The sequence below is a fragment of the Streptomyces sp. NPDC026394 genome (genome assembly GCF_055567735.1).
The window spans coordinates 24,123-50,226 of record NZ_JBVHPX010000019.1 but is presented as its reverse complement, the minus strand read 5'-3'; the positions used below and the strand labels follow the sequence as shown (position 1 = coordinate 50,226).

Here is a 26,104-nt window from a genome sequence, read left to right as displayed (position 1 = left end):
GAGGAGGGCCGGAGGGCCGGTCGGGAAGAGAGTAAGACCTGAGGGGCGCGCTGATCGGTGCAGTGCGGAGGATCACCCTCTCCTGAGGGACGGACGTGGGACGATTTGCCGTATCCCGAGCCGGGTGGCGCGAGCCAACTCCCGGTGCTTTGCACCTGTTTGCCATTCTTTGCGGTAGTTCTGCGGACGTCACGTTGTAGGAGACAAAGGAGCGGGCGTGGCCTTGGCGTCGTCGGTGATGGTCCCGTACGCGGCATATCTACGGGTCTACGAGCCGCTCGCGGCGTTCCCCGAACCGGAGCGCTCCTACTGGGCGCGCTATGCCCGGCGTGCGGAGACCCCCACGGTTCAGGACGAACTTCGGCGGTCTCTGGCCGATTTGCTGCCGACCCCGCCGGTGCCGGTCCCGGTCCACGAGAGCAGCGACGCCTTCGTCACCGTCGTGGACGGCGTGACGTGCGTCTGCCCCTGGCGGACGCGGCTGCGGGGCTGGCAGGCCCTGGAGGAGCTGTCCGAACTCCTTCCGGCACCCGTGCTGGACGCGGCGCTGCCCCCGGTGGTGCGGCGCCAGGCGGCCGCGGACTACGAGGAGTGGCTGGAGCGCAATCCGGACGCCCGGCCCTGGATCCGTACCGCCACCTGGCACGTGCCGGTGCGCTGGTTCGCGCTCTTCGGCGACGGCGAGCGGGAGTACACCAAGAGCGAGCACGGGCCGGTGCTGCGGTACCGGACGCCCATGGTGCAGGCGCGGCGCCGGGTGGCGCGGGGCCTGCGCACGCTGCGCGACTCCCTGGAGGAGGGGCCGTTGATCGACGGCCTGGTGGACGTGGGCCGCTGGCTGGAGGAGTTCCATCCGCGGGCGCTGGTGGAGCTGGACTACGGCGGGCTGGTGCACGCGGTGCCCGAGGGGCAGCTCGCCGAGGACCGGTCGGCCGCCGAGGTGGCGGAGGGGCTGGCGGCGTTGCGCGAGGGGGACAGCGACCGGGCCGGCGAGGCGTACGAGAAGCTGTCGGACCGCTGGCGCGAGGTGCGCGAGCGTCAGTTCGCCAGCTGACGCGGGCGCTTCCGCTTCCGCGGGACGACAAAATGATCTGCGGCTGCCGAGGCTCGTGCACACTACTGACACGGGGGTCGTGGGACGTAGGTCCCGATCCGGGCGATTGCCTCAGGGGTGACCTAAAGCACTGACTTCGGGCCTTGCGGCCAAGCCATACCCTCGTGCCAAAATAGGACAAGGAGCCTGACAAGGGCCCCTTCCGCCCTACTAAGGGCGGATAGTTCGGTATTGCGCTCCTTGGTGGGTCTGATGGCGGCTGATCACCATGTGACTGATCGTCACGGTGGTGTGACTGTCCGCTATGGCATGGTCCATCGGCTTCCGCCGAGGTTGAACACCTGAGAGGGCAATTCCATCGGTTTGGCCGACGTGGCTGGACAGATGGTGTAGTTGTAGTGCCGAGGACAAGCCGTTCGTCCTATAACCGACTCGGCCCGCGTCCGCCATTTCGGGCAACGCGGGTCAAGGTGCAGAATTTAGAGGAAAGAACCGTGATGGTTCGGTTCTCCCGAGGAGGCCGCTCATGACCGCTCGCACCCCTGACGCCGAGCCGCTGCTTACCCCCGCCGAGGTCGCCACGATGTTCCGCGTGGACCCGAAGACGGTGACCCGCTGGGCCAAGGCAGGCAAGCTCACGTCCATCCGCACGCTCGGAGGACACCGGCGCTACCGCGAAGCCGAGGTTCGCGCTCTGCTCGCGGGCATTCCGCAGCAGCGCAGCGAAAGCTGAACAACCGCATGACCGGGCTGTTTTCGGGCCCCCCAACCCGATTCCGGCCCGTGGAGCCCCACCCGGCTCCGCACCGCACCACCTAGCACCACACAGCACCACTCAGCTTCATACGACGCGGAGCCTGCCCCAACAGGCCCCACACCCGCACCATCTGGGTACGTCATCGATCGCGCTGGACTCCGCCGGGTCCAGCGCGATCTTTTTTGTGCGCGCGAGGACCCGTGCGGGCAGCCGGTCCGGCCGGCTGGACACCGCCCGCGGGGGCCGCCGCGGCAAGCCCCCGCTGTTCTCCGGCCCAGTCCAAGGACTGCCGGGCGGGCGGTGCAATTGCACATATTAAATTGACCGGGTGTAGGGCGACCGTAAGATTCCCGGTTCCGGAAACCCGGGCGGTGACACCCGTCACAGCCCGGGAAGCTTGTGACGTCGGCGTCGCTACGATAGAGGGCCGAAGCGCCATCCCGTTCTCAACAGCCTCCCACCGCAGGGCCGGTGGGGAACGCGCCGTTGGTCACCGGGCCGGGGGACTTTGGTCCTCGACCCCCGCCACGGGCGGCGCGGCGGGCGCGGCGGTCTCCGCCGACGACGCTTCGCGGGACGCCGGGTCCGTGTCCGGTGCGGCACCAGAAGTCGTGGACGGCCCTCTGGAGGGCCGCGCGGAGGTCCGGGCGGCGGAGTCGGCGGCCGGTGCGCCGGCGGCGCGGCTGCGGGGCTCCATGGCGAGCCGCAGGAGGCGGGCGCAGACGGGGCAGTGGCGGGTCAGGTGGCGATAGCCCGTGGCGGCCGACAGATGGGCCCGCAGCAGCGCCCTGGTCTCGCGCCTGGCGGCTGTCGACATCGCACCCTCCTCCCGGCCGGCGCACTCTCCCTCGTGACTACCGGTGGTACGTGCCCCCGTCAATACGCGCATCGGCCCGGGCCCGTACGACCCGGACCGTCTGGCCACGGGATGGAGCGCCGCTCCCGTCCACACTCCCCAGCCGCGGGGCGGCGCAAACGGCCCGCACCCGGCGCGGGGACACGGGTCGGACGGCGAGCGGTCGCGGCGCCGCCACGCGCCCCCCCGACGTACGCCTGCCACAACGCGAACGGCCCGCATCCCCGAGGGGATGCGGGCCGATCAACTGCGGTCCTGACGGGATTTGAACCCGCGGCCTCCACCTTGACAGGGTGGCGAGCACTCCAAACTGCTCCACAGGACCTTGGTGCGGCTTCCGCTTGCGCGGTGCTGCGAAGCAAGACTCTACAGCAGGTCAGGGGGTGCGGTCGAACTCGGTCCCGCGGGGCCGCCCGGAGGGGCCCCGCGGCCGGTCACACCTTGGGTACCGCGGCGTCCACGGCCTTGACGATCCGCTTGTCGGAGACCGGGTACGCGGTGCCGAGCGCGTGCGCGAAGTAGCTCACCCGCAGCTCCTCGATCATCCAGCGGATCTCCCGGGCCTCGGCCGGCACCGGCCGCCCCTGGGGGTACTGCTCCAGCAGCCAGGCGTACTCGTCCTGCATCTCCTTGACCTTCGCCATCCGGGAGCGGTCCCGCTCGGCGTTGTTGGGGAGCTGCTGGAGGCGGCGGTCCACGGCGACCAGGTAGCGCATGAGGTCCGGCAGGCGCTTGGCGCCGTGCGCGGTCACGAAGCCGGGCTTGATCAGGGCGGCCAGTTGCTCCTTGACGTCCGTGAGGGACGGGAGCAGCGAGGCGAAGGTGGTGGCCTTCAGGCGGCGCTCGCACGCCTGCCAGGCCGCCAGCACCTCCCGTACCTGCTGGACCGTCCTCATCGTGGCGTCCACCAGGTCGGCGCGGACCGCGTCGAAGAGCTTGCGGAAGGACTCCTCGTCCCAGGCCGGGCCGCCGTGTGCGGCGATCAGCCGGTCGGCGGCAGCGGTCACACAGTCCTCGAAGAGGGCCTGTATGGAGCCGTGGGGGTTCGCGGACAGTGCCAGCTTCTGTTGGTTGGTGAGCTTGCCCTGCGCGAACTTGGCTGGGTTGCTCGGAATATTCAACAAGATCAAACGGCGGGTGCCGGTCCACATCGCCGTGCGCTGTTCCGCCTCGGTGTCGAAGAGGCGTACGGCGACGCTCGTACCCTCGTCGACCAGCGCCGGGTACGCCTTCAGCGGCTGGCCCCCGCGCCGGGTCTCGAAGGTGCGGGGCAGCGTGCCGAGCGTCCAGGACGTCAGGCCGGTGCGCTGTTCCAGGCCGGCCGGTGTCCCGGCGCCCGCGGCCGCGCCGTCCCCGCCGCCCTTGGCGGGCCGCTCGGCGGCCTGTGCGAAGGCTTTGCTGAGGGCTGCCTGTGTCTTCGGCTTGAGCTTCAGGCGCAGCGCTTCGAGGTCCTTGGCCTCGGCCAGCTTGCGCCGGCGCTCGTCGACCACCCGGAACGTGATCTTCAGGTGGTCCGGGACCTTGGCCGGGTCGAAGTCGGCCGGGTCGACCGGGACGCCGACCATCCGCTGGAGCCCGGCTGCCAGGGCCGTGGTCAGTCCGCCCTGGAGGGGCACGGTCGAGTCCAGGAAGCGGGCGGCGAAGTTCGGCGCCGGCACATAGTTGCGGCGGATCGGTTTGGGCAGCGAACGGATCAGTTCGGTCACCAGTTGTTCGCGCAGGCCCGGGATCTGCCAGTCGAAGCCTTCGGAAGAGACCTGGTTGAGGACCTGGAGGGGGATGTGGACGGTCACGCCGTCCGCGTCCGCGCCCGGTTCGAACTGGTACGTGACGCGGAACTTCAGCTTCCCCTGCCGCCAGGAGTCCGGGTAGTCGTCCTTGGTGACGGCCTCGGCGGACTCGTTGATGAGCATGGAGTGCTCGAAGTTGAGCAGCTCCGGCTCGTCATGGCGCTTCTTCTTCCACCACGCGTCGAAATGGGCGCCCGATACGACGTCTTCGGGCAGCCGCTGGTCGTAGAAGTCGAAGAGCGTCTCGTCGTCCACGAGGATGTCGCGCCGCCGGGCACGGTGCTCCAGCTCCTCGACCTCGCCGAGCAGCTTGCGGTTGTCGTGGAAGAACTGGTGGTGGGTGCGCCAGTCGCCCTCGACCAGGGCGTTGCGGATGAACAGGTCTCGGGAGGTCTCCGGGTCGATCCGCCCGTAGTTCACCTTCCGCTGGGCGACGATCGGCACGCCGTACAGCGTCACCCGCTCGTACGCCATCACCGCGGCCATCTTCTGTTCCCAGTGCGGCTCGCTGTACGTCCGCTTCACCAGGTGCTGGGCCAGCGGCTCGATCCACTCGGGCTCGACCTTGGCGTTCACCCGCGCCCACAGGCGGGACGTCTCGACCAGCTCCGCCGACATGACCCAGCGCGGCGGCTTCTTGAAGAGCGCCGAGCCGGGGAAGACCGCGAACTTGGCGCTGCGGGCGCCCAGGTACTCGTTCTTGGCGTCCGTGTCCTTCAGCCCGATGTGCGAAAGCAAACCGGACAGCAGGGAGGTGTGGATGAGGTCGGGCGCCGCGTCCTGCTCGCTGAGGTGCACCCCCATCGTCTTGGCGACCGTCCGCAGCTGCGAGTAGATGTCCTGCCACTCGCGTATCCGCAGGTAGTTCAGGAACTCGTTACGGCACATCCGGCGGAACGCCGAGGACGACAGTGCCTTCTGCTGTTCGCGGACGTACCGCCACAGGTTCAGGTACGCCAGGAAGTCGCTGGTCTCGTCCTTGAAACGGGCGTGCTGCTGGTCGGCCTGCTGCTGCTTCTCGGCGGGCCGCTCGCGCGGGTCCTGGATGGACAGCGCCGCCGCGATCACCATGACTTCGCGTACGCACCCGTTGCGGTCGGCCTCCAGCACCATCCGGGCCAGCCGCGGGTCCACCGGTAGCTGGGACAGCTTGCGCCCCATCTGGGTGAGCCGCTTCTTCGGGTCCTTCTGCTTCGGGTCGAGCGCACCCAGCTCGTGCAGCAGGTCCACGCCGTCCTTGATGTTGCGGCGGTCCGGCGGGTCGATGAACGGGAACTTCTCGATGTCGCCGAGGCCGGCCGCGGTCATCTGCAGGATGACGGAGGCCAGGTTCGTGCGCAGGATCTCGGCGTCGGTGAACTCCGGCCGGGTGAGGAAGTCGTCCTCCGAGTACAGCCGGATGCAGATGCCGTCGCTGGTCCGGCCGCAACGGCCCTTGCGCTGGTTGGCGCTGGCCTGCGAGACCGGCTCGATCGGCAGCCGCTGGACCTTCGTGCGGTAGCTGTAGCGCGAGATCCGGGCCATGCCGGGGTCGATCACGTACCGGATGCCCGGCACGGTCAGCGAGGTCTCCGCGACGTTGGTCGCGAGCACGATCCGGCGGCCGGTGTGGCGCTGGAAGACGCGGTGCTGCTCGGCGTGCGACAGGCGCGCGTACAGCGGCAGCACCTCGGTCTGCGGCAGGTTCTTCTTGTTGAGCGCGTCCGCCGTGTCGCGGATCTCCCGCTCGCCGGAGAGGAAGACCAGGATGTCGCCGGGGCCCTCGCCCCGCAGCTCGTCCACGGCGTCGCAGATCGCGGTGATCTGGTCGCGGTCGCTGTCGGTGCCGCCCTCCTCCAGGAGCGGGCGGTAGCGCACCTCCACCGGGAACGTACGGCCGGAGACCTCGACGATCGGCGCGCTGGGGGCCTCGGCACCCTCCTTGGGCGCTGCCACGGAGGCGAAGGAGCCGAAGTGCCGGGCGAACCGCTCCGGGTCGATGGTCGCGGAGGTGATCACGACCTTCAGGTCCGGCCGCCGGGGCAGTAGCTGGGCCAGGTAACCGAGGATGAAGTCGATGTTGAGGCTGCGCTCGTGGGCCTCGTCGATGATGATCGTGTCGTACTGGCGCAGCTCGCGGTCGGTCTGGATCTCCGCGAGGAGGATGCCGTCCGTCATCAGCTTCACGAGGGTGTCCGGGCCGACCTGGTCGGTGAAGCGGACCTTCCAGCCGACCGCCTCGCCCAGCGGGGTGTTCAGCTCCTCGGCGACCCGCTCGGCGACCGTACGGGCGGCGATCCGGCGCGGCTGGGTGTGCCCGATCAGACCGCGTACGCCACGGCCCAGCTCCAGGCAGATCTTGGGGATCTGGGTCGTCTTGCCGGACCCGGTCTCACCCGCGACGATCACGACCTGGTGGTCGCGGATCGCTTCGAGGATCTCGTCCTTCTTCTGGCTGACCGGTAGCTGCTCCGGATACGTGATCGCGGGCACCGCGGCGCGGCGCTGCTCGACCCGCAGCTCCGCCTCCTCGACCCCCTCGGCGATCTCGGCGAGCACGGCCGCGCGGGCCTCGGGCTTACGGATCCGGCGCGCGCCGTCGAGCCGGCGCCCCAGCCGCTGCTGGTCGCGCAGCATCAGCTCGGGCAGCCGCTCCAGGAGAGCGGGCAGGGAGGGGGCGGCACCGTCGGGCCGGGCGGAGGCAGGCTGACTGGACATACGTCCCCCAGGATCTCACCTCCGTGAATACGGTGGCGAACGAATTGCCGCCGGTGCGGGGCCGGGAGGACGTCCGGGCGGCTGCGGCGGCCCTCGGGGCCGTACCCGGCGGGCCCTGCGCACGGTGGGCCGACCACCAGGAGAATGTCCGGGATAGGTGCTTTAGCGTGGCCTTATGTCTGATCAGCACGGTGACCTCCCCCAGCCGCACGGCGCCCACGGACGGCCTCCCACCGCGGCCGAGAGATGGGCCGCGTTCAAGAAGTCGCCGTTCCTGCCCGCCACCGTGCTGGTCTTCATCCTCGCCGTCGCCGCCGGCCTCTTCGCGGGCTCGTACACGTACACCATGGCCAACCCGACCCCGCGGCACATCCCGACCGCCGTGGTCGGCCCGCCGGACTCCCCGCACGGCAAGGCCTTCGTCGGGGGCATGGAGAAGGCCCTCAACGCCTCCCTCCAGCTGCACGCGTACGACACGTACGCCGCGGCCGAGGAGGGCATCGAGGAGCAGGAGGTCTTCGCGATCCTGCGGGTGCGGGACAAGAGCATGGAGCTGGACGTGGCCGGGGCGGCCGGCGCCCAGGTGGCGCAGGTGCTGGAACAGGCGGGGCCCCAGGTGGGCCGGGCGGTCGGCGTACCGGTCGAGGTCAAGGACCTCAAGCCGCTCCAGGAGGGCGACCCGCGCGGGCTCGCCCTCTTCTACATCTCGCTCGCCGCGGTGATCATCGGGTTCGTCGGCGCGATCCAGCTCAGCGTGCACGCGCGCGGCCTCAATCCGCTGGAGCGGATCGCCTTCACCGCGCTGTACGCGCTGCTGGGTGCCTTCGCGATCGCCGCGGTCGTGGACTGGCTGCTGGGGGCGCTGGACCTGCCGTTCGTGGAGTCCTGGCTGATCCTGGCGCTGACGATGTTCACGTCCGGCATGGTCTTCACGATGTTCAACACCCTGATCGGGCGCTGGGCGATGATCCCGACGTGGGGCCTGATGGTGCTGCTGGGCAACCCGTCCTCGGGCGGCGCGGTCTCCTGGCCGCTGCTGCCGTCCGTCCTCGGGCACATCGGCCGCTGGCTGCCGCCGGGTGCCTCGGTCAACGCGCAGCACACGGCCGTCTACTTCGGCGCCTCGCAGCACCTCTTCCCGTTCCTGGTGCTGGCCGGCTGGGCGCTGGTCTCGTGCGCGGTCTTCTGGACCTGGCGGCACCGGCACCCGGGCGGGCGCGAGGTGGGGGCGCTCACCTCGGGGGCGCACCGGGCGGGCGCACCGGACGCGCCGGGCGCCTGACGTACGCGGGGCCGGGCCTTCGGGCGCCGGCCCCGGCTTCGGCCGTACGGGTGGCGGGGGCCGGGCGGACCGCTCGGGCAGAAAGAAAAAGGCCCCGATCCGAAGATCGGGGCCTTTTCCCACTGCTGGTGGCTGGGGCCGGGGTCGAACCGGCGACCTATCGCTTTTCAGGCGATCGCTCGTACCAACTGAGCTACCCAGCCACAGCGGTCCTGACGGGATTTGAACCCGCGGCCTCCACCTTGACAGGGTGGCGAGCACTCCAAACTGCTCCACAGGACCTTGCACTGTGCGAGATCAAGCGTACCTGGTCTCGCACACGGTAATGCGTGCCCCCAACGGGATTCGAACCCGTGCTACCGCCTTGAAAGGGCGGCGTCCTGGGCCACTAGACGATGAGGGCTGATGGCCCGCCTCGACGCCTTGTGGGGCGCCGTCGGGGACGTGAGAAGCATATGGGATGCGGGGACCGTTCGCCAAAACGGTTTGTTCGAGCCCCTCCGAGGAGGTGTTCGGGGAGGGGGCGGCGGGCGGCCGGGGAGGGGGTGCGCCGAGCTCCCGGCCGCTCCGTGGGCCTACGGGGGACCCGGTGAGGACGCCCCAGGAGACCCGGCGCCCGGGGACGGGGTGGCGCCTGGGGACGGCGTGGTCCTTTGGGGTGGCGTGGTGCGCGTGGATGGCGTGGCCCCTGGGGACGGCGTGGCCCCCGGCCGGTTCTCCTGCGGCAGGTGGCGGCTGACCTCGGCCTTCGACAGCCCCAGCCCGCCGAGCGTGATCTCGTCCCACGCCTGGAGGCGCCGGGTCTCCCGGTCCAGGTAGAGGACGGACGCCTGCACCGGAGCGGGGTTCTTGCCCTGCACCGCGCGCAGCCCGCCGCCGCCCGTGGAACCTTCGATCATCAGCCGGGTGCCCCGGGGGAGCACGCTGTTCTCGCGATGGTGGACGTGACCGGCCAGCGCCAGCGGGACCAGGCCGTCCGCCTCGGACACCGCGACCGGGTTGTGCGCCAGGGCGATGTCCACGGGCGTACCCGCGAGCCGCTGCGTACGGAGCGAGTCGGCCAGCCTGCCGCCGGCCGTGCGTTCCGAGAAGTCCCCCTCCGCGACGACCGAGCGGTCCGGGGTGAACTGCGGGTCGCCGACGCCGGCGATCCGCAGCCCGCCGACGCTGACCGCCCGCCCGTCGTCGAGGACGGTGGCGTTCTTACGGGTCTCCAGGTACTTCTGCGTCGTCGCGGAGTCGTGGTTGCCGCGCACCCAGACGTACGGCGCGCCGAGCGTGGCGACCGGGTCCAGGAAGGCGTTCTCGGCGGCCGAGCCGTGGTCCATGGTGTCGCCGGTGTCGATGATCACGTCGATCTTGTACTGCTTCACCAGCGACTTGACGATCTGCCAGGCCGCCGGGTTGAGGTGGATGTCGGAGACGTGCAGCACACGGATCGTGGTGGGGTCGGGCGCGTACGCGGGCAGCGTCGAGGTGGCTTCGTACAGCTTGGTCACGTTCGTCACCAGACGTGCCAACTCCCGCTGGTACACGTCGAACTCGCTGACGATGTTGCGGGCGGTGCCGACCACCGAGGGCGCCGAGGAGAGCAGCCCGGAGAACTTCGGCTCCAGGACCGACTTCGGGTTCCAGGTGGCGTACGCGGCGGCGCCCGACGAGGCCAGCAGGACGAGCGCCAGCCCGCCCGCGGCCAGCGCGCGGCGCGGCCGCCGGTAGACGGCCAGCCCCAGCGCGGTGGCGCCGGAGACGACCGCGACGCAGGAGCGGAAGGCGAGGGTGCCGGTGCCGCTGACGACGTCGCGGGTGACCTGCTCCTGGAGGCCGGCGAACCGTTCCGGGTGGTCGACCAGGGCCTGGGCCCGTACGGGATCCAGCCGGTCGACGTCGACGTCCAGCCGTATCGGCGCGTGGTGGCTGCGCAGCTCCAGGGCGCCCAGCGGTGAGACGTTGATCTTCGTGCCGCCGGAGAGCGACGGGCGCAGTGTCATGTTCGTGTCCACCGGCCCCACGGGCGCGTGGATGCTGCCGACGATCAGCAGCCCCAGCCAGGCGCCGAGCAGGGTGACGGCGATCAGGCCCAGGGCACGGGCGTACGGGTGCGGTGTGTGGGTGAGGGTGCTGGTGGGGGCGGTGTGGTGGGAGCGGTAGTCGCGGAGCACGGCGGCGGGAAAGCCCCGTACCCGGGCGAGCGCGGCGCGGAGCAGTCGGAAGACGGCGGGACCGGCGGAGTCGGCGGAGCCGGGAGAGTCGGAGGAGCCGGGGGAGGAGTCCCCGGACGGCGCGACACGGGCCATTGGGCGCGTATTCCCGGGCGCCGCGCCCGTCATGCCCGGAAAACGGGCCCCGCGCGCCGGGCCGCCCTCGCCACCGCGCGGTACCGCCGCCGCGCGGTGGCGTGGCGGACAATGGGTGGTGTGCTGGAGATGACGCGCGAGGAGTTCGAGGAACTGGTGGCCGAGGCGCTGGACCGGATCCCGCCGGAGCTGACACGGCTGATGGACAACGTGGCGGTGTTCGTCGAGGACGAACCACCGGCCGAGGACCCCGATCTCCTGGGGCTGTACGAGGGGACGCCGCTGACCGACCGGGGCGAGTGGTACGCGGGCGTGCTGCCCGACCGGATCACGGTCTACCGCAACCCGACCCTGCGGATGTGCGAGACCCGGGAGGACGTGGTGGCGGAGACCGAGGTGACCGTCGTCCACGAGATCGCGCACCACTTCGGCATCGACGACGAGCGGCTGCACGCGCTGGGGTACGGCTGACGGGCGGCTCGGCGCGGAGGCGTACGGCCGGGGCGGCAGGGACGCCGGAGCGGTCGCGGCGGCCGGGGCGGGCAGGGTGGCCGGCGCGCGCGTGGTGGCCGGGGCGGGCACGGCGGTCAGGACGGCCGGCGCGGCCGGTTCGCGGCATTCGTGGCGTTCGGGGTGGTGCCGTTGGTGGCCGGGGCGGAGATCGGGCCCGTACGGACGCGATCTCGTGCCCGCGGCGCGTGTCCTCGGGTGCCCGGCGGGAGTTGGGCAGGGCGTTCATCTCCGCAGTCTCCGCGCTCCGGATCCGGAGGTCCCGCCCGTGCGCCCGATCGCTTCCCCCCTCCCCGGCCCGGCCCTGAACCGGCTCGCCGCCGCCGTGGCCGCCGCTTCCGCCCTGGCCGCGTCGCTGAGCGGCTGCATGAGTGTGAGCGACGCGGAGCCGCCCAAGCCGTCGGGGTCCTCCGCGCGGCCCGACGGCGGGCCCGCGCCGGACGGCGGCACGGTGGACACCCGCGGCGGGAGCCCGGACCGCAGGGCGCGTACGGGCGGCGGCCACGGTGTGGAGGGGCACGCGGGGGCGCCCGCGAGTGATCACACGCCCTCGGCGCACGAGACGGAGCCGGAACCGGAACCCGCTTCGGGCGCCGCGCCCGGCCCCGAACAGCCCGGCCCGCCCGGCACCGGCCCCGCCGCGCCAGGACCGCCGCGGCCCGGCAGCGGCCGCCCTTCCCCGACCGCCCAGCCGCCCCGGACGACCCCGACCGTGAAGCCGACGCCGAGCGCCAGTCCGGACCCGCAGCCGAGTTCCCCCGCGCCGACCCCGTCGTCCGCGCCGCCCGCGCCCTCGAATCCGGAGGGCGGGGGGTAGCGGCGAAGAGAAGCGGCGGGGGGATGGGGGAGCGGGGAGTGGCGTACGGGAGGGCGGGGGCGCCGGAGTGGGCGGGTGCGGGTGGGGGCCGAGGGGCGCGGGGTGTGTGGAGTGCGGCAAAAGGCCAGGTGGGCGCGGTGGGGAACGGAGGTTCGGGAGGGCATTTGCCTTCTGGGGGGCGGAGTGAGTATGGTGGTAGATCGTTTGATCCCATTTGCCCGGCGCATGATGCAGCGCCGTGTGGCGCGTTCTCTCCCTTGCCGTGGCTGACCGCATTGAGGCGGTCATTTGTGAAGTCTCACGGAGTTTGGGCGCGTGCCTGTGCCGAGACTCCGGAAGGTTTCGCATTTCGCATGTCTGTTTCCACTGATCAGTCCGTCCTGCCCGCTGCCGACGAGCAGGCGGCCCCCCAGCAGGACCAGCCGCAGGACCAGGCCGTCATCGAGACGTCTGCCGAGGCGACCGAAGCGGCCGAGTCGGCCGCCGACACCGACGCCGACGCCTCCACCGAGGCCGCGGCCCCGCAGGTCACCTTCGGTGACCTCGGCCTCGACGAGAAGATCGTCCGCAAGCTGGCCGCGAACGGTGTCACCACCCCGTTCCCCATCCAGGCCGCGACCATCCCCGACGCGCTCGCCGGCCGCGACATCCTCGGCCGCGGCCGTACCGGCTCCGGCAAGACCCTCTCCTTCGGTCTGCCGCTGCTCAGCCGCCTGGCCGGCGGCCACACCGCGAAGAAGCGCCCGCGCGGCGTCATCCTCACCCCGACCCGTGAGCTGGCCATGCAGGTCAGCGACGCGCTGCAGCCGTACGGCGACGTCCTGGGCCTCAAGCTCAAGGTCGTCTGCGGCGGTACGTCCATGGGCAACCAGATCTACGCGCTGGAGCGCGGCGTCGACGTCCTCGTCGCCACCCCCGGCCGGCTGCGCGACATCATCAACCGCGGCGCCTGCTCGCTGGACGACGTCGAGACCGCCGTCCTGGACGAGGCCGACCAGATGGCCGACCTGGGCTTTCTGCCCGAGGTCACCGAGCTGCTCGACCTGGTTCCGTCCGGCGGCCAGCGCATGCTGTTCTCCGCCACGATGGAGAACGAGATCGGCACCCTGGTCAAGCGCTACCTGACCAACCCGGCGACCCACGAGGTCGACGCGGCCCAGGGCGCGGTCACCACCATGACCCACCACGTGCTGGTCGTGAAGCCGAAGGACAAGGCGCCGGTCACCGCCGCCATCGCCGCCCGCAAGGGCCGCACCATCATCTTCGTCCGCACCCAGCTCGGTGCCGACCGCGTCGCCGAGCAGCTCTGCGACTCCGGTGTGCGCGCCGACGCGCTGCACGGCGGCATGACGCAGGGCGCGCGGACCCGCACGCTGGCCGACTTCAAGGACGGTTACGTCAACGTCCTCGTCGCCACCGACGTCGCCGCCCGCGGCATCCACGTCGACGGCATCGACCTGGTCCTGAACGTGGACCCGGCCGGCGACCACAAGGACTACCTGCACCGCTCCGGCCGTACCGCCCGCGCGGGCCAGTCCGGCACCGTCGTCTCGCTGGCCCTGCCGCACCAGCGCCGCCAGATCTTCCGCCTCATGGAGGACGCGGGCGTGGACGCCTCGCGCCACATCGTCGGCGGCGCCGGCGCCTTCGACGAGGACGTGGCCCAGATCACCGGCGCCCGCTCGCTCACCGAGGTGCAGGCCGACTCGGCGAACAACTCCGCCAAGCAGGCCGAGCGCGAGGCGCAGGAGCTCGCCCGCGAGCTGGAGCGCGCGCAGCGCCGGGCGACCGAGCTGCGCGAGGAGGCCAACCGGCTGACCGCACGCGCCGCGCGGGAGCGGGGCGAGGACCCGGAGGAGGCGGTCGCCGCCGCCGAGGCCGCCGTGGAGGAGGCCGCCGAGGCCGTCGTACCGGCCCAGGCCGCCACCGAGGCCGACGAGGCGCCGCGCCGCTCCTCGAACCGTGACGAGCGGGGCAACTACGAGCGCCGGGACCGTCGGGACAACGACCGCGGTGACCGTGGCGAGCGCGGCGGCTTCCGTCGTGACGACCGTTCCGGTGGCGGTTTCAACCGTGACCGCCGTGACGACCGTTCCGGTGGCGGCTTCAACCGTGACCGCCGTGACGACCGCTCGGGCGGTGGTTTCAACCGTGACCGCCGTGACGACCGTTCCGGTGGCGGCTTCAACCGCGACCGCCGCGACGACCGTGGCGACCGCGGTGGCGACCGTGGCGGCTTCCGTCGTGACGACCGTTCCGGTGGCGGTTTCAACCGTGACCGTCGTGACGACCGCTCGGGCGGTGGTTTCAACCGTGACCGCCGTGACGACCGTTCCGGTGGCGGCTTCAACCGCGACCGGAACGACCGCCCGAACCGTTCCTTCAACCGTGACGACCGCTCCGGCGGCCGCTCGGGCGGCGGCTACCGCTCCGGTGGCGGCGACCGTCCGTACAACCGCGACCGCCGCGACGACCGTCCCTCCTCGGGCGGCTACCGCTCGGGCAGCGGCGACCGTCCGTACGGCCGCCGTGACGACCACCGCGGCCACGGCACCAGCTCCTTCGGCCGCCGTGAGGACAAGCCGCGCTGGAAGCGCAACGGCTGACAGAGTTCATGACGCCTGAGGGCGTCCGTGACGTCTGACAGAGCCTGCGGCTCCTGACGACGTCCGTGACGCCTGACGGAGTCTGTGAAACCTGACAGAGTCCGCGACGTCCGACGGCGTCGCCCTCTGCGACCGCGGGGCCCGCGCCGCACTCCGTACTCCGGTACGGGGTGGGCGCGGGCCCCGCGTCTCAACTCCGCACCCCGTGCGGCCTCTTGGCCGCGCCCCTCGCCGTACGGCAGCCTCGCGCGCCACGTCCGCGCGGAAGCGGACGCGACGCCTCCGCCGGCCCGATGGCCCATGCCTTCGGGCTGCGGCGGGAACGCGGGCTATGCTGCTCGGTGCGGGCCATTAGCTCAATTGGCAGAGCAGTGGACTTTTAATCCATTGGTTCAGGGTTCGAGCCCCTGATGGCCCACCGCTGAAGGTCGGAGGACGCCCCCGTCGACCTGCTACGTAGCGCCCCGGTCGGTCTCCTTCGGCCGGGGCGCTACGGCGTTTTCCGGCCATGCGTGAGCGATGCGTGAGCGGACGGACACACGGCTCCGGGACTCCGGTCCCCCTCCGCGGAATCGTTCGTGCCCGGCGTGCCACATCTCCGGCTTCCGCCCGGAGGCTGCTCAGCTCTGATGGGTGTGGCAGTCCGGCTATTAGCGGTCCGATTGCAGCAACGGGCTTCCCTGGACAGACAAGTACGTTCCGAAAGCGAAGTTTTGGGCCAAGGTCAGGCTGCTGCCGATGTGTCGTGTCGGCCCTTTCTAGGCTGGGCACGCGGTTTCTGTTCCTCCCCGGGCTCCCTCCGCACGGCCCGTTCGAGCAGCACCAGCCTGAGGAGTTGCATCAGCAGTGGAGAGCCGTTGGCCGGATCGGTTGGAGGACTGCCGGGTGGTCCACCCGTCCGGAGAGCTCGACGCGGCCACGGACCTGGGCTTCGCCACCCTGCTGCGGGGGTCGGACCCCGCGGCCGGCGCCGAGTGGCTGATCGTCGACCTCAGGCGAGTGACGTTCATGGACTGCCGCCCGCTGCGCAACCTCTGCACCGCCTGGGACCTGAGCCGGACCACGGGCCGGTGGACGCGGGTGGTCTACGACCAGCCCTCCATCGGCCGCCTCCTGCGTCTGACGGCCTTGCAGGATCGGTTTCCCCGCTATGTCAGCATCGACGCGGCCTGGCGCGAACGTCGTGCCGAGGGCACGCGAGCGCGCTCGCCGAAAGCAGGCGGCCCGAGCTGAACCGTTTCTGGAGGCTCTTCCCGGCACGGCGGAGCACCGGTGACGGTGGAGAGGTCCCACGTCAGGTGCTTCCGGACGCGGGGCCTGCCGCGTTCCTGCCGCGTTTCCGTCGCCCTGCCCGCAGTCCTGCTGGTCGCCCTGTCCACCGCCCCGTAGGCAGTCCTCCCGCCGCCCCGTCAGCAGTCCTCCCGCCGTCCGGTCGGCAGTCCTCCCACCGTCCTCCCCCCGCCCCGTATGACCCGTACGGCCCCATCTGATTCGCCCCCCGGCCCGGCAGCGGAAAACCTTGGGACGGCGGCGGTGGTCGTACGGACGGGCGCGGGCCGCGGCCCGGCTGCGACGGGAGTGGGAGGCAGGCCGGTGCGGGTGCGTCGAGGCGGCAGGGGCCGTAAGGGCGAGCGGGAGCGGCGGCGCCGCCGCTCCGGCATGTCGCCGTTCGGCCGGCGGCTGGTCTGCTGGCTGCCGCTGATCCTCCTGGTGGCGGGGCTGATCTTCGACAGCGGCACCCCGGCCCGGTACACGGCCGCGCCCTTCTTCTCCGCCGCTCCGCTGGTGGCGGCGCCGCTGTACTCGCTGGGCAGTACGGCCGTCATCGCGGCGGCCGCCGTCATCGCCGAGACCTGGGTCGTGACGTACCACGGGGACCGCGACGCCAACCAGTCCGTCACCGAGGGCCTGACCGTCCTGGTCGTCGCCGTCCTCGCGCTGGGCATCAACCGGGTCGTACGGATGAGCGACGCCCGGCTCGCCTCCGTACGGGACGTCGCGGAGGCCGCCCAACGGGCCGTGCTGCCGACGCCCGCCGAGCGCATCGGCGGGCTGGCGGTCGCGGCGCGCTACGTGGCAGCGCAGGCGGACGCCCGGATCGGCGGCGACCTGTACGCCGTCCAGGACACTCCGTACGGCGTACGGCTGATCGTCGGCGACGTACGGGGCAAGGGACTGGAGGCGGTGGAGGCCGCGGTGATCGTCGTCGGGGCCTTCCGGGAGGCGGCCGAGCAGGAGGCCAGTCTGGAGGCGGTGGCGGGGCGGCTGGAGCGCGCGCTGCAACGCGAGGGCAGCCGGCGGGAGGGCCTCGACCAGTTCGAAGGGTTCACCACGGCCGTACTGGCGGAGCTGCCCTCGGACGAACACGCGGCGCTCCGCGTCCTCAACCGCGGCCACCCGGCACCGCTGCTCCTCGCCCCCGACGGCGAACTGCGCGAGCTGACACCCAGGTCGCCCGCGCTGCCGCTCGGCATGAGCGAGGTGGCCGGCTGGCCGGACCGGGCGGACGAGACGGCCTGCCCCGCGGGCTCGATCCTGCTGCTCTTCACCGACGGCGTGACCGAGGCCCGGGACGCCGACAACGTCTTCTACGAGCCGGCGAAGCGGCTGCGCGGGCGGGTCTGGGCCTGCGAGGGGCCGGCGGCGCTGCTGGACGCGCTGGTGGCGGACGTGGCGGCGCACACCGGAGGGGAGACGGCGGACGACATGGCGTTGCTGGCGGTGCAGCGCCCTTTCAAGGGGTGAAGGGCCGCGGCGCGGAGTGGGCGGCGGGCCCTTCGCGGCGGAGTGCGTGGCGGCGCCCCGTGGTGGAGTGGGCGATGGGCCGGGAGCGTCACCCGGCACCCGGTGCCGGTCTCACAGCTCTCACAGCCACTGCACGCTCTGCCCGTGCTGGCCGGTCAGGGCGACCGCCCGCCCGTCGAGGGCCAGGGTCAGCAGCCGCTCCGTCACCTCCAGCGGCTGCGCCGGGCGGGGCGTGGTGATCCACGGGAGCACGGAGCGGTACTCGTTGGAGACCCAGTGCCCGGGGCGGTCCCGCTCCCGGAGGACGGTCCGTACGGCCCGGGCGAACTCCTCGCGGCGCGCCGGAGGAAGGTACGTCAGCACGGAGGTGTGGAAGACGACGAGCGTCGCTCCGGGAGGGGCCTCGGCGGCCAGCGCGGGCAGCGCGTCGATCAGGTCGCCGCGGACGACCCGGGGGCGCGGCGCGGACCGTACGGCCTCGATGGCGGCCCGCTGCCTCCGTACACGCTCGTCGGTGGCGCCCGGCCACACGAGAGCCTCCAGCCAGCGCACGTCGTCGGGGTCGGCCGGGTCGAGGGGGTCGAGGTCGATGCCCGCACGCCAGGCGATGTCCGGGACGCGATCGGGTACGGGGGTGCCCGGCCCCGTACGGCAGGGGAAGACCGCCGCGCTGTCCGGGGCCCCGAACTCCGGCCGGTCGTCGTAGCGGTAGCGGTAGCGGTCCGGGTACAGGCACAGCCCCGCCGACGCGCCGACCTCCAGGAGGGCCAACGGCTGCGGGAGCCGGGCGAGCAGGGGCAGCAGGGGCGCGCAGCGGGCCGGCTCGTTGGTCTGCGTCAGGCGCCGCATGACGACGGCCCTGACCTGCTCCCAGTGGCGCAGGGTCCATTCACGCCAGCCGCGGTACGCCGCGGCGCCGCGCGGCCCGTGCTCGGCGTACGGGCCGTCGAGGTAGCGGACCGCGGCGAACAGGAGATGGGGCTGCTGCTTGTTGCCGGCGGGCAGGGAGCGCGCGAGATGGTCGCAGAACTCGGGGTCGTGGCCGATCCGCGCGGCCAGTTCCTCATGGGCGTCGGACTGCCCCCGTGCCTGGTACCAGGCGAAGTCCACGTATCGATCCGCCAGTGCCTGCGCGCTGTTGACGACCATGATCAGACGTTACTGCGCTCACCGGGGGTGAGCGCCGGGCACCCCTGCGCATAACGACTCCCGCACAATCGCGCATCACAGGTTTGAAGAGCGCTCGGCAACTCGCCCTGTTTTGTCAGCAGATGGGTGTTTAACCTCAGGCCAAAGCTATCCCAAAGCGCCCATGGTTTCGGCGGAACGCTTGGTATCGGCCCATCGTTTCTATTACAGTCCGATAACGCAGCGCGGTCGTCCCAGCCGTCGCAAGAGGCGGCACCGTGCGCCGACGCCTAATCCCGTCAGCAGGTTCACAACTGAATCACCGTTGGGGCACCACTGGACCGGCCTCGGGGCCGGTGCAGTACCAGCGCGTGTCCTGGGAACCGGGGAACCACCACGTTGGGGTGCGCCGGGCCGGACGGCCGCCGATCCGTCGGAAGTCGCCTGCCGTCCGCCGCCTGCCGTCCGTGGCAGGTCTTCCTGCTCCGCACTCCCAGCGCCCGCACGACTCCGGAGGTCCGTCCCGCTCCGGCGCCGGACCGGCCTGGGAGGCGGCTCCACCGCTGACCCGGTAGGCGAGAGGAAGGAAAGGAGTACGCCCCCGTGGCGTCCAACAGCCCTGCCGGCTCCGGCTCCGAGATTCCTTTCGGCGCCGCTCCCGGCGCCTCCGGCCCGTTCCAGGCGTTCGGCGCGGGTGCGGGCGGCGCGGCCGATGCCGCCGTCAGCGGGGGCGCGGCCGATGCTGCTGCCAGCGGGGCGGCGGCCGATGTTGCCGCCGTCGCGCCTGGTGCTTTCGCTTCCGGCACCGCCGCTGCCACTGCTGCTGCCGCCGTTCCCACCGCTGTTCCGGCTGCCGGCTCCGGGCCGTTCGCTGCCGAGCCGACTGCTTTCGACACCGGCACCTGGGAGGAGTGGAACCCCACCGAGGACTCCGTACGGCCCGCACGCGGCAAGCACCGGGTGGCCGGCAAGCAGCGTGGCGGACTCGCCCGCAGCGGTACGGCCCTCGGCGTCGGCGTGATCGCGGCGGTCGGCGCCGGCGGCATGGCCTCCGCCGAGGGGAAGCCGCAGGTCGCGATATCCCTGCCGGATGTCGGCGAGCCGGCACCCGACTCGGCCACAGCTTCCCCGGACACGGTTTTTCCGGACCTGGTTCCCTCGGGCGAGGCTTCCTCGAACGCTGTGGAGGCCGGCACCGAGCCCACCGCTTCCATCGCTTCCGCCGCTTCTGCCCCTCCCGCCGCGGCCGGACGGGGAACCGGCGGCATGCCCGGCACGGGCGCCCTGCACAGCACCGGGGACCTGCACGGTACGGGCGATCTGCACGGCACGGGCGTGGGTCAGTCGCTGAGCGACCACGTCAGCCCGCACGCCGACCGGCAGCAGAGCGCCGCCGAGGAGGAACGTCTCGCCGCGGAGCAAGCCGCTGCCGAGAACGCCGCACAGCACGCGACGCCGCCCGCCCGCGGCTCCGTCACCCCGCTCTCCACCTACACCTTCGCCGCCGGATTCGGCCAGGCCGGCGACCGCTGGGCCGCCAACCACACGGGCCAGGACTTCGCCGCCCCCGCAGGCACCCCGGTCAAGGCGATCCACGGCGGCACGATCACGCAGGCGGGCTGGGCCGGCGCGTACGGCTACCGGTCCGTCCTGACCCTGGACGACGGTACGGAACTGTGGTTCTGCCACCTGTCCTCCCTGGTGCGGACCTCCGGCCGGGTCGCCGCCGGCGACATCATCGGCCGGGTCGGCGCCACCGGCAACGTCACCGACCCCCACCTCCACCTCGAAGTACGCCCGCACGGCACCCCGGTGGACCCGAAGCCGTGGCTGCGCGAACACGGCATCGGCGTCTGAGCCCGGAGGCACCTCCCCCTACCCCTCTCCCCCTTCGTTCTCCCTCCTCTCCCTCCTCCCTGTCCTCCCTCCTCCTCCACGACACGCTGCCGCGCCGCGGGGCCGATCTGCCCCGGTGGCCCCCCGCCTCGTAAGAGAATCCCCCTCAACCTGGGCATTTCCCCTGCTTCGCGCGCTGTCCGCCGGGCACTCGGACGGATGCGCCGCCGGGGTGACCGGCCCCGGCCCGGTTCAGGAGGGTGCGATGAGTCCGAACGACAAGGCAGGGGACACGTCGGGCGCGGAGTACGGCGGGGGAGCCGCAGCGCCCGGGGACAGCAGCCCCCGTACCCCCACCGGCACCCACCCGCCCGCGTCCCACCGCAATGTCGCTGCCCCCACCATCACCACCGACGTCCCCGCCCGCCTCGACCGCCTCCCCTGGTCGCGCTGGCACTGGATGGTGGTCGTCGGCCTCGGCACGGTGTGGATCCTCGACGGCCTGGAAGTCACCGTCGTCGGCAACATCGCCGGCCGCCTGTCCGAGCACGGCAGCGGGCTGCCCATCTCGTCCGCGCAGGTCACCGGTGTCGCCGCGGCGCTGTACGTGGCCGGGGCCTGCCTGGGCGCGCTGTTCTTCGGGCGGCTCACCGACCTCTTCGGCCGTAAGAAGCTCTTCCTGATCACCCTGGCCGTCTACCTGGCCGCCACCGCCCTGACCGCGGTCTCCTTCTCCTCCTGGTGGTTCTTCCTCTTCCGCTTCCTGACCGGTTTCGGGATCGGCGGCGAGTACGCGGCGATCAACTCCGCCATCGACGAACTGATCCCCTCGGCCTACCGGGGCCGCGTCGATCTCGTCATCAACGGCAGCTTCTGGCTCGGCGCGATCGGCGGCTCCCTGCTGTCCATCGTGATGCTGGACACCGACATCTTTCCCATGAACCTCGGCTGGCGGCTGACCTTCGCGCTCGGCGTCGTCCTCGGCCTGGTCATCCTCCTCGTACGCCGCAGCGTGCCCGAGAGCCCACGCTGGCTGTTCATCCACGGCCGGGGTGACGAGGCGGATCGTCTCGTCACCTCCATCGAGAAGCAGATCACCAGCGAGAAGGGTGAGCGCCTCCCGGAGCCCGAGGGTGAGATCACCATCCACCCCCGCAAGAGCATCGGCTTCCTCGAAATCGGCCGCACCGTCTTCTCGCGCTACCGCCGGCGCGCCATCCTCGGCCTTGCCCTCTTCATCGGCCAGGCGTTCCTCTACAACGCCGTCACCTTCGGCTTCGGCGCCATCCTCACCTCGTTCTTCGACGTGTCGACCTCGCACACCGGCTACTTCTTCGCCGTCATGGCGGCCGGCAACTTCCTCGGCCCGCTCCTCCTGGGCAAGCTCTTCGACACCGTCGGCCGCCGCATCATGATCTCCGGCACCTACCTGCTCTCCGGCGTCCTGCTCTTCGCGACCGCCTGGCTCTTCGCGGCCGGCCATCTGACGGCCACCACGCTCACCGCCTGCTGGTGCGTGGTCCTCTTCTTCGCGTCGGCGGGTGCGAGCAGCGCGTACCTGACCGTCTCGGAGATCTTCCCGATGGAGACCCGGGCCATGGCCATCGCCTTCTTCTACGCGATCGGCACGGCCGCGGGCGGCATCAGCGGCCCCCTGGTCTTCGCCGAACTGACGGAATCCGGCGTGGCGGCCGACACCGCACTCGCCTTCTGCATCGGCGCCGCCCTCATGTGCCTGGCCGGCCTGACCGCCGCCTTCCTGGCCGTACGCGCCGAACGCCGCTCCCTGGAAAGCATCGCCAGCCCGCTGTCCACGGCCCCCGACACGTGACCGACCCCGCTGCCTCCCGTTCCCCTTCCCTCAGCCGCGACTTGGTGCGGCTCCTCCTGGTTTGGACAGATCATGAACGCGACACAGAAGTCTCTCGGCTCCCTGTCCGTCTTCCCGCTCTCCCTCGGAGGCAATGTCTTCGGCTGGACCGCGGACGAGCCCGAGTCCTTCGCCGTCCTGGACGCGTACGTCGCCGGCGGCGGCAACTTCATCGACACCGCCGACGTCTACTCGGCCTGGGCGCCGGGCAACAAGGGCGGCGAATCCGAAACCGTCCTCGGCAACTGGCTCGCCTCCCGCGGCAACCGCGACGAGGTCGTCATCGCCACCAAGGTCGGCGCGTACCCGGACCTCAAGGGACTCGCCCCCACCACCATCAAGGCCGCCGTCGACGCCTCCCTCACCCGCCTGCGCACCGACTACATCGACCTCTACTACACCCACTACGACGACGAGTCCCTCGCCGTCTCCGACTTCCTCCCGGCCCTCGACGACCTGGTCAAGGCCGGCAAGGTCCGCGAGATCGCCGCCTCCAACATCTCGGCCCAGCGCCTCGAAGCCGCCCTGACCTTCTCAGCCGACGAGAACCTGGCCCGCTACGTCGCCGTCCAGCCCCACTACAACCTGGTCTCCCGCGACACCTACGAAGGTGACCTCGCCGACACCGCCGCCCGCCACGGCGTTTCCGCCGTCCCGTACTACGCCCTGGCGTCGGGCTTCCTCACCGGCAAGTACCGCCCGGACAGCGACGTGAACAGCGCCCGTTCCGAGACGGCCGCCAAGCACCTGGCCACCGACCGAGGCCGCAAGGTCCTCGCCGCCCTCGACACGGTCGCCACCTCCCACCAGGCCGAACACGCGACGGTGGCCCTCGCCTGGCTCGCCGCCCAGCCCACGGTCGCGGCCCCCATCGCCAGCGCCCGCACAGTCGACCAGCTCCCCGCCCTCATGTCCGCCCCCGACCTCCACCTCACCCAGAACGACCTGACCCTCCTCAACGAGGCCTCGGCCTGACCACCCTTTCCCCCCGCGACGCAAAGGGCGGGTGCGTACCCCCTGGTACGCACCCGCCCTCTACCCGCGCGTGCTGGTACGCCCCCGCCCTTCACCCGCGCGTGCCAGGCCCCTCGCCCAAAACGGACCCAGCACCCCCGGCTACGCCCGTCGATCAGCTACAGCCCACGAAGCCGCCCCCACAACCCCCGCCACCGCAAACACCGAAGGCCAGGCCCCCACCTTCTTGGCCAACGGATGCGACCCGGCAAACGCCGCCACATAAGCCCCGCTCAACACCGCAGCAGCCTTCTTCCCCGCCTTCCGCTCCCACTCCCGAGCCGCCAAGGCCCCCGCCGCCGCCAGCGCCACCCCACCCAACGGCCGCTTCTTGGTCCAACGCGCCACGCCGAAACCACCTACGAGCCCCGTCACAGCCACCAACGAACTCGGCACCCGAGCCATGAGCATTACCTCCACATCAGGGACAACTCGACTAGCCCTTCGACCTTACGCTTGAGCCGTGATCACGGCTTTGGGGAGGTATCACGGCTTGCTCGGGTCGTGGAGATGCTGTGCCCAGTGGGAATCGGTGTGGGACTCAGGCCCAGCCTGCTCCTCGAACCTCGTCCAAGAACAGGCGCCACGCTTCTGTCCCGAAGGTGAGTACCGGCCCCTCCAAGCGCTTCGAGTCACGTACCAGCGTTATGGCATCGTCCGATATGGAGAACGTCTCGACGCAGTTGCCACCTGAACCATTGCTGTAACTGCTCTTGTGCCATGTGGGGAGCGAAGCCGTATTCATCAGGTCAGTCCTTATGTCATGAGCTGTCTGATCACATTGCTTGATCTCCGTGGGCTCAACGCCAGTGCGCGCAGGTTGTCGAACGACCTCGCGTAGCACGCGATGTCTTCCACCTGTTCCAGATAGACCGCGTCCGTCAAGCCATCGCGATACACGATGTCAGGGTCTTCCTGCTCGGGGAAGCCCAAGATCGTGTACGCACCGGTGGCGGGGTAACTTCCCGCGTCGAACGGCAGAACCTGCACGGTGACGTTCTTCAGGTGGGCCACGTCCAGGAGGCGTTCGTACTGGGCGCGCATCACGTCCTTGTCACCCACCGTGTGTCGCAGGGCGCTCTCATGCATGATCGCCCACAGGGTGGGGGCGTGCGGACAGGTCAGCAGGGCTTGGCGTTTCATCCGCACGGCGATCATGCGCTCGACGTCATCAGGGTGGGACTGTGACGTCGCCAGGTGCAGCTCACGTGCGTAGGCCTCGGTCTGCAGCAATCCGGGGACGAACTCGCATTCGTAAGTGCGCAGGCTGGAAGCGGCTGCTTCAAGCCCGACGTACACCGAGAACCACGAGGGAACGGCTGCCCCGTACGCGTGCCACCAGCCCCGGGTCTTGGACTGTTTCGCAAGCTCCTTCAGCAGCTCCCGAAGGTCGTCACTGGTCTCGTAGAAGCGGCAAAGGGCGTCGATGTCCGACGGTTGCACTCTGCCCTGCCCGGTCTCCATGCGGTTGACTTTGGAACCACTCCAGTCCAGGGCCTTTCCTACGTCGTTGCAGGTCAGCTTGTTGTCTTCGCGAAGACGCCTGAGTTCGATCGCGAGTCGGCGACGGCGTGCGGTGGGTGAACCAGCCATAGCAAACCTCCTTGTGACACCGGAGGTTCAGTCTTCCCGCCGCACCCGGACCGGCCAATCACTCGTTGGAGCGAATCCCTCCGTGCACATTGCATGGCGAGATGGGAGGCTGCCACGCTCTCACGCAGGGCGACCAACTACGCCCGACTGTCACCGATGGTGATCGTCTTGGCGTGCGCCAACGCGAGGGAGCTGGATCCATGAACTCCAACCACCGTCTGCTTCAACCTGGCTGGTCGAGCGACTTCATCGCCGAGCCTGAAGCGGTTCCTCACTTGAGACGACTCACCCGCGCCCGTCTGGAGGCGTGGGGGCTCTCTGACATCGAGGACACAGCCGAACTCTGTGTCAGCGAACTGATCACCAACGTGATTGATCACGTTGGAACTGGAGCCCCGACCACCCTCACTGTCTCGCTGAGTGCGGCACTTCTGCGCATTGAGGTACGAGACCCCCTGGGGACCCAGTTTTCCGAACTCCGCTCCTCCGCCCCCTCCGCAGAAACGGGGCGCGGACTCGGGCTCGTGAGCGCCTTGGCAGACCGGTGGGGAGTGGCGCCCACGTCCACAGGCAAGATCACGTGGTGTGAAATCGCCGCGTCCGCTGCCATGCCTCAGCGTGGCACGTGCGACCCGCAGATTCTCAAGGCTGACGCGCTACTGACCCTCTACGACTGCACGCCGGCGAGGGGTACCGCGCTGAGTGATCGTCTCCGCATGGCGACACGCGAAGAAGCGGCGACCGCACTGATCGTTGACCTTCTCTGGTGGCTTCGTGCCCACGGTCGTGATCCAGAGGAAGTTCTGGACAGGGCGCAGATGCACTTTGAAGGACAGTCGGGAGGTGCTGCTCAGTGGAACTGACGGATGCGGTAGTGGCAAAGGTCGCGGAGGAGTACGGAGGAGACGTAGCGAGCTGTGGTGACGCTCTCGACGTCGAGCTCGTCGTCATGGCGGGGCGGGCAGCTGGGCTGTTGGCAGACGTCGTGGTGCACCCATTGGTGCCGGCTGACGCCCGGGACGACAGCTTTGTGGTCGTGGTGTGTTTAGGCCCGAACGTGTCGGCCGTGTCGTTTCCCGTTCACGTGAAGGAGGTGACTCCGCCCCACCGTACAAGCGTGACGAGTGCTCTCCGATACACCCTGGGCAGAATCGGGCAGATCGCAGATCAGGTCATGGTGGAACATGCCCGGTGGAGCGGTCGTACCGAAGAGGCGAGCTAGGGCTGCCCTCGTGGCGAGTCGATCTCCCAA

The 26,104-nt window shown here is 70.9% G+C and carries 20 protein-coding genes and 5 tRNA genes; 14 read left to right on the top strand and 11 right to left on the bottom strand.

The window, feature by feature from the left end; genetic code table 11:
• The first annotated feature begins 217 nt into the window (after positions 1–217).
• Both ACZ4QV_RS32140 and bldC read left to right on the top strand, forming a co-directional pair.
• Complete coding sequence (locus ACZ4QV_RS32140) at positions 218–1,054, top strand: DUF8083 family protein (protein ID WP_125046185.1); 837 nt, start codon at positions 218–220, stop codon at positions 1,052–1,054.
• Positions 1,055–1,580: 526 nt separating this feature from the next.
• Entirely contained in the window at positions 1,581–1,787 is a 207-nt protein-coding gene (gene bldC / locus ACZ4QV_RS32135; RefSeq protein WP_003980577.1) for a developmental transcriptional regulator BldC, read from the top strand.
• A 514-nt stretch (positions 1,788–2,301) separates the two neighbouring features.
• Here bldC and ACZ4QV_RS32130 read toward each other — a convergent pair.
• The 3 genes from ACZ4QV_RS32130 to hrpA form a co-directional block, all read right to left on the bottom strand.
• Positions 2,302–2,628, bottom strand: a complete 327-nt coding sequence (locus ACZ4QV_RS32130; RefSeq protein ID WP_361581205.1) for a DUF6274 family protein — start codon at positions 2,626–2,628, stop codon at positions 2,302–2,304.
• Positions 2,629–2,917: 289 nt separating this feature from the next.
• A tRNA-Asp gene (locus ACZ4QV_RS32125) sits at positions 2,918–2,992 on the bottom strand.
• Between the two features lie 109 nt (positions 2,993–3,101).
• Positions 3,102–7,154: an ATP-dependent RNA helicase HrpA gene (gene hrpA / locus ACZ4QV_RS32120; protein WP_467763766.1), complete on the bottom strand. Its 4,053-nt coding sequence runs from the start codon at positions 7,152–7,154 to the stop codon at positions 3,102–3,104.
• 175 nt (positions 7,155–7,329) lie between these two features.
• Between hrpA and ACZ4QV_RS32115 the strand changes: the two genes are divergently transcribed.
• Positions 7,330–8,436 carry an ABC-2 transporter permease gene (locus ACZ4QV_RS32115; protein WP_467763765.1) on the top strand — a complete coding sequence of 369 codons (1,107 nt, stop codon included), beginning with the start codon at positions 7,330–7,332 and terminating at the stop codon, positions 8,434–8,436.
• A 126-nt stretch (positions 8,437–8,562) separates the two neighbouring features.
• On the opposite strand, the gene ACZ4QV_RS32110 is transcribed toward ACZ4QV_RS32115, so the two are convergent.
• The 4 genes from ACZ4QV_RS32110 to ACZ4QV_RS32095 all read right to left on the bottom strand — a co-directional run bounded on the left by ACZ4QV_RS32110 (position 8,563) and on the right by ACZ4QV_RS32095 (position 10,733).
• Positions 8,563–8,639 (bottom strand) — tRNA-Phe (locus ACZ4QV_RS32110).
• A gap of 4 nt (positions 8,640–8,643) precedes the next feature.
• Positions 8,644–8,718, bottom strand: a tRNA-Asp gene (locus ACZ4QV_RS32105).
• 48 nt (positions 8,719–8,766) lie between these two features.
• Positions 8,767–8,839, bottom strand: a tRNA-Glu gene (locus ACZ4QV_RS32100).
• Between the two features lie 172 nt (positions 8,840–9,011).
• Positions 9,012–10,733 carry a metallophosphoesterase family protein gene (locus ACZ4QV_RS32095; protein ID WP_467763764.1) on the bottom strand — a complete coding sequence of 574 codons (1,722 nt, stop codon included), beginning with the start codon at positions 10,731–10,733 and terminating at the stop codon, positions 9,012–9,014.
• Positions 10,734–10,853: 120 nt separating this feature from the next.
• Between ACZ4QV_RS32095 and ACZ4QV_RS32090 the strand changes: the two genes are divergently transcribed.
• The 6 genes from ACZ4QV_RS32090 (at position 10,854) to ACZ4QV_RS32065 (ending at position 17,411) form a co-directional block, all read left to right on the top strand.
• Positions 10,854–11,204 carry a metallopeptidase family protein gene (locus ACZ4QV_RS32090; RefSeq protein ID WP_003980582.1) on the top strand — a complete coding sequence of 117 codons (351 nt, stop codon included), beginning with the start codon at positions 10,854–10,856 and terminating at the stop codon, positions 11,202–11,204.
• A gap of 307 nt (positions 11,205–11,511) precedes the next feature.
• Positions 11,512–12,060: a hypothetical protein gene (locus tag ACZ4QV_RS32085; protein WP_361157206.1), complete on the top strand. Its 549-nt coding sequence runs from the start codon at positions 11,512–11,514 to the stop codon at positions 12,058–12,060.
• A 353-nt stretch (positions 12,061–12,413) separates the two neighbouring features.
• Entirely contained in the window at positions 12,414–14,666 is a 2,253-nt protein-coding gene (locus ACZ4QV_RS32080; protein WP_467763763.1) for a DEAD/DEAH box helicase, read from the top strand.
• 345 nt (positions 14,667–15,011) lie between these two features.
• Positions 15,012–15,084, top strand: a tRNA-Lys gene (locus ACZ4QV_RS32075).
• A 428-nt stretch (positions 15,085–15,512) separates the two neighbouring features.
• Positions 15,513–15,899 (top strand): STAS domain-containing protein, encoded by a 387-nt coding sequence (locus ACZ4QV_RS32070; protein WP_361581218.1) that lies wholly within the window; start codon positions 15,513–15,515, stop codon positions 15,897–15,899.
• 426 nt (positions 15,900–16,325) lie between these two features.
• The gene (locus ACZ4QV_RS32065; protein WP_361157472.1) at positions 16,326–17,411 is read left to right on the top strand and encodes a PP2C family protein-serine/threonine phosphatase; all 1,086 of its coding nucleotides are present in this window, start codon (positions 16,326–16,328) and stop codon (positions 17,409–17,411) included.
• Positions 17,412–17,531: 120 nt separating this feature from the next.
• On the opposite strand, the gene ACZ4QV_RS32060 is transcribed toward ACZ4QV_RS32065, so the two are convergent.
• A complete protein-coding gene (locus ACZ4QV_RS32060) occupies positions 17,532–18,560 on the bottom strand; it encodes a DUF2332 family protein (protein ID WP_361581221.1) in 1,029 nt (342 codons plus the stop codon).
• Positions 18,561–19,142: 582 nt separating this feature from the next.
• Between ACZ4QV_RS32060 and ACZ4QV_RS32055 the strand changes: the two genes are divergently transcribed.
• The 3 genes from ACZ4QV_RS32055 to ACZ4QV_RS32045 all read left to right on the top strand — a co-directional run bounded on the left by ACZ4QV_RS32055 (position 19,143) and on the right by ACZ4QV_RS32045 (position 23,220).
• Positions 19,143–20,396, top strand: a complete 1,254-nt coding sequence (locus tag ACZ4QV_RS32055) for a M23 family metallopeptidase (RefSeq protein ID WP_361640460.1) — start codon at positions 19,143–19,145, stop codon at positions 20,394–20,396.
• Between the two features lie 244 nt (positions 20,397–20,640).
• The gene (locus tag ACZ4QV_RS32050) at positions 20,641–22,206 is read left to right on the top strand and encodes an MFS transporter (RefSeq protein WP_361581227.1); all 1,566 of its coding nucleotides are present in this window, start codon (positions 20,641–20,643) and stop codon (positions 22,204–22,206) included.
• A gap of 72 nt (positions 22,207–22,278) precedes the next feature.
• Positions 22,279–23,220, top strand: coding sequence for an aldo/keto reductase (locus ACZ4QV_RS32045; RefSeq protein WP_361157191.1), 942 nt, complete (start codon positions 22,279–22,281; stop codon positions 23,218–23,220).
• Between the two features lie 141 nt (positions 23,221–23,361).
• On the opposite strand, the gene ACZ4QV_RS32040 is transcribed toward ACZ4QV_RS32045, so the two are convergent.
• From ACZ4QV_RS32040 to ACZ4QV_RS32030, 3 genes are all read right to left on the bottom strand, one after another.
• Positions 23,362–23,664, bottom strand: coding sequence for a hypothetical protein (locus tag ACZ4QV_RS32040; RefSeq protein WP_361581230.1), 303 nt, complete (start codon positions 23,662–23,664; stop codon positions 23,362–23,364).
• Positions 23,665–23,800: 136 nt separating this feature from the next.
• On the bottom strand, positions 23,801–24,004 hold the full coding sequence (locus ACZ4QV_RS32035; RefSeq protein WP_361581232.1) for a DUF397 domain-containing protein: 204 nt from the start codon (positions 24,002–24,004) through the stop codon (positions 23,801–23,803).
• An 11-nt stretch (positions 24,005–24,015) separates the two neighbouring features.
• The gene (locus tag ACZ4QV_RS32030) at positions 24,016–24,852 is read right to left on the bottom strand and encodes a helix-turn-helix domain-containing protein (protein ID WP_361581234.1); all 837 of its coding nucleotides are present in this window, start codon (positions 24,850–24,852) and stop codon (positions 24,016–24,018) included.
• A gap of 200 nt (positions 24,853–25,052) precedes the next feature.
• On the opposite strand from ACZ4QV_RS32030, the gene ACZ4QV_RS32025 reads away from it, so the two are divergent.
• Together ACZ4QV_RS32025 and ACZ4QV_RS32020 are read left to right on the top strand one after the other, a co-directional pair.
• Positions 25,053–25,715 (top strand): ATP-binding protein, encoded by a 663-nt coding sequence (locus tag ACZ4QV_RS32025; RefSeq protein ID WP_361581237.1) that lies wholly within the window; start codon positions 25,053–25,055, stop codon positions 25,713–25,715.
• On the top strand, positions 25,706–26,074 hold the full coding sequence (locus tag ACZ4QV_RS32020) for a hypothetical protein (RefSeq protein WP_361581240.1): 369 nt from the start codon (positions 25,706–25,708) through the stop codon (positions 26,072–26,074). The genes ACZ4QV_RS32025 and ACZ4QV_RS32020 overlap by 10 nt, the downstream gene beginning before the upstream one ends.
• Positions 26,075–26,104: the final 30 nt, after the last annotated feature.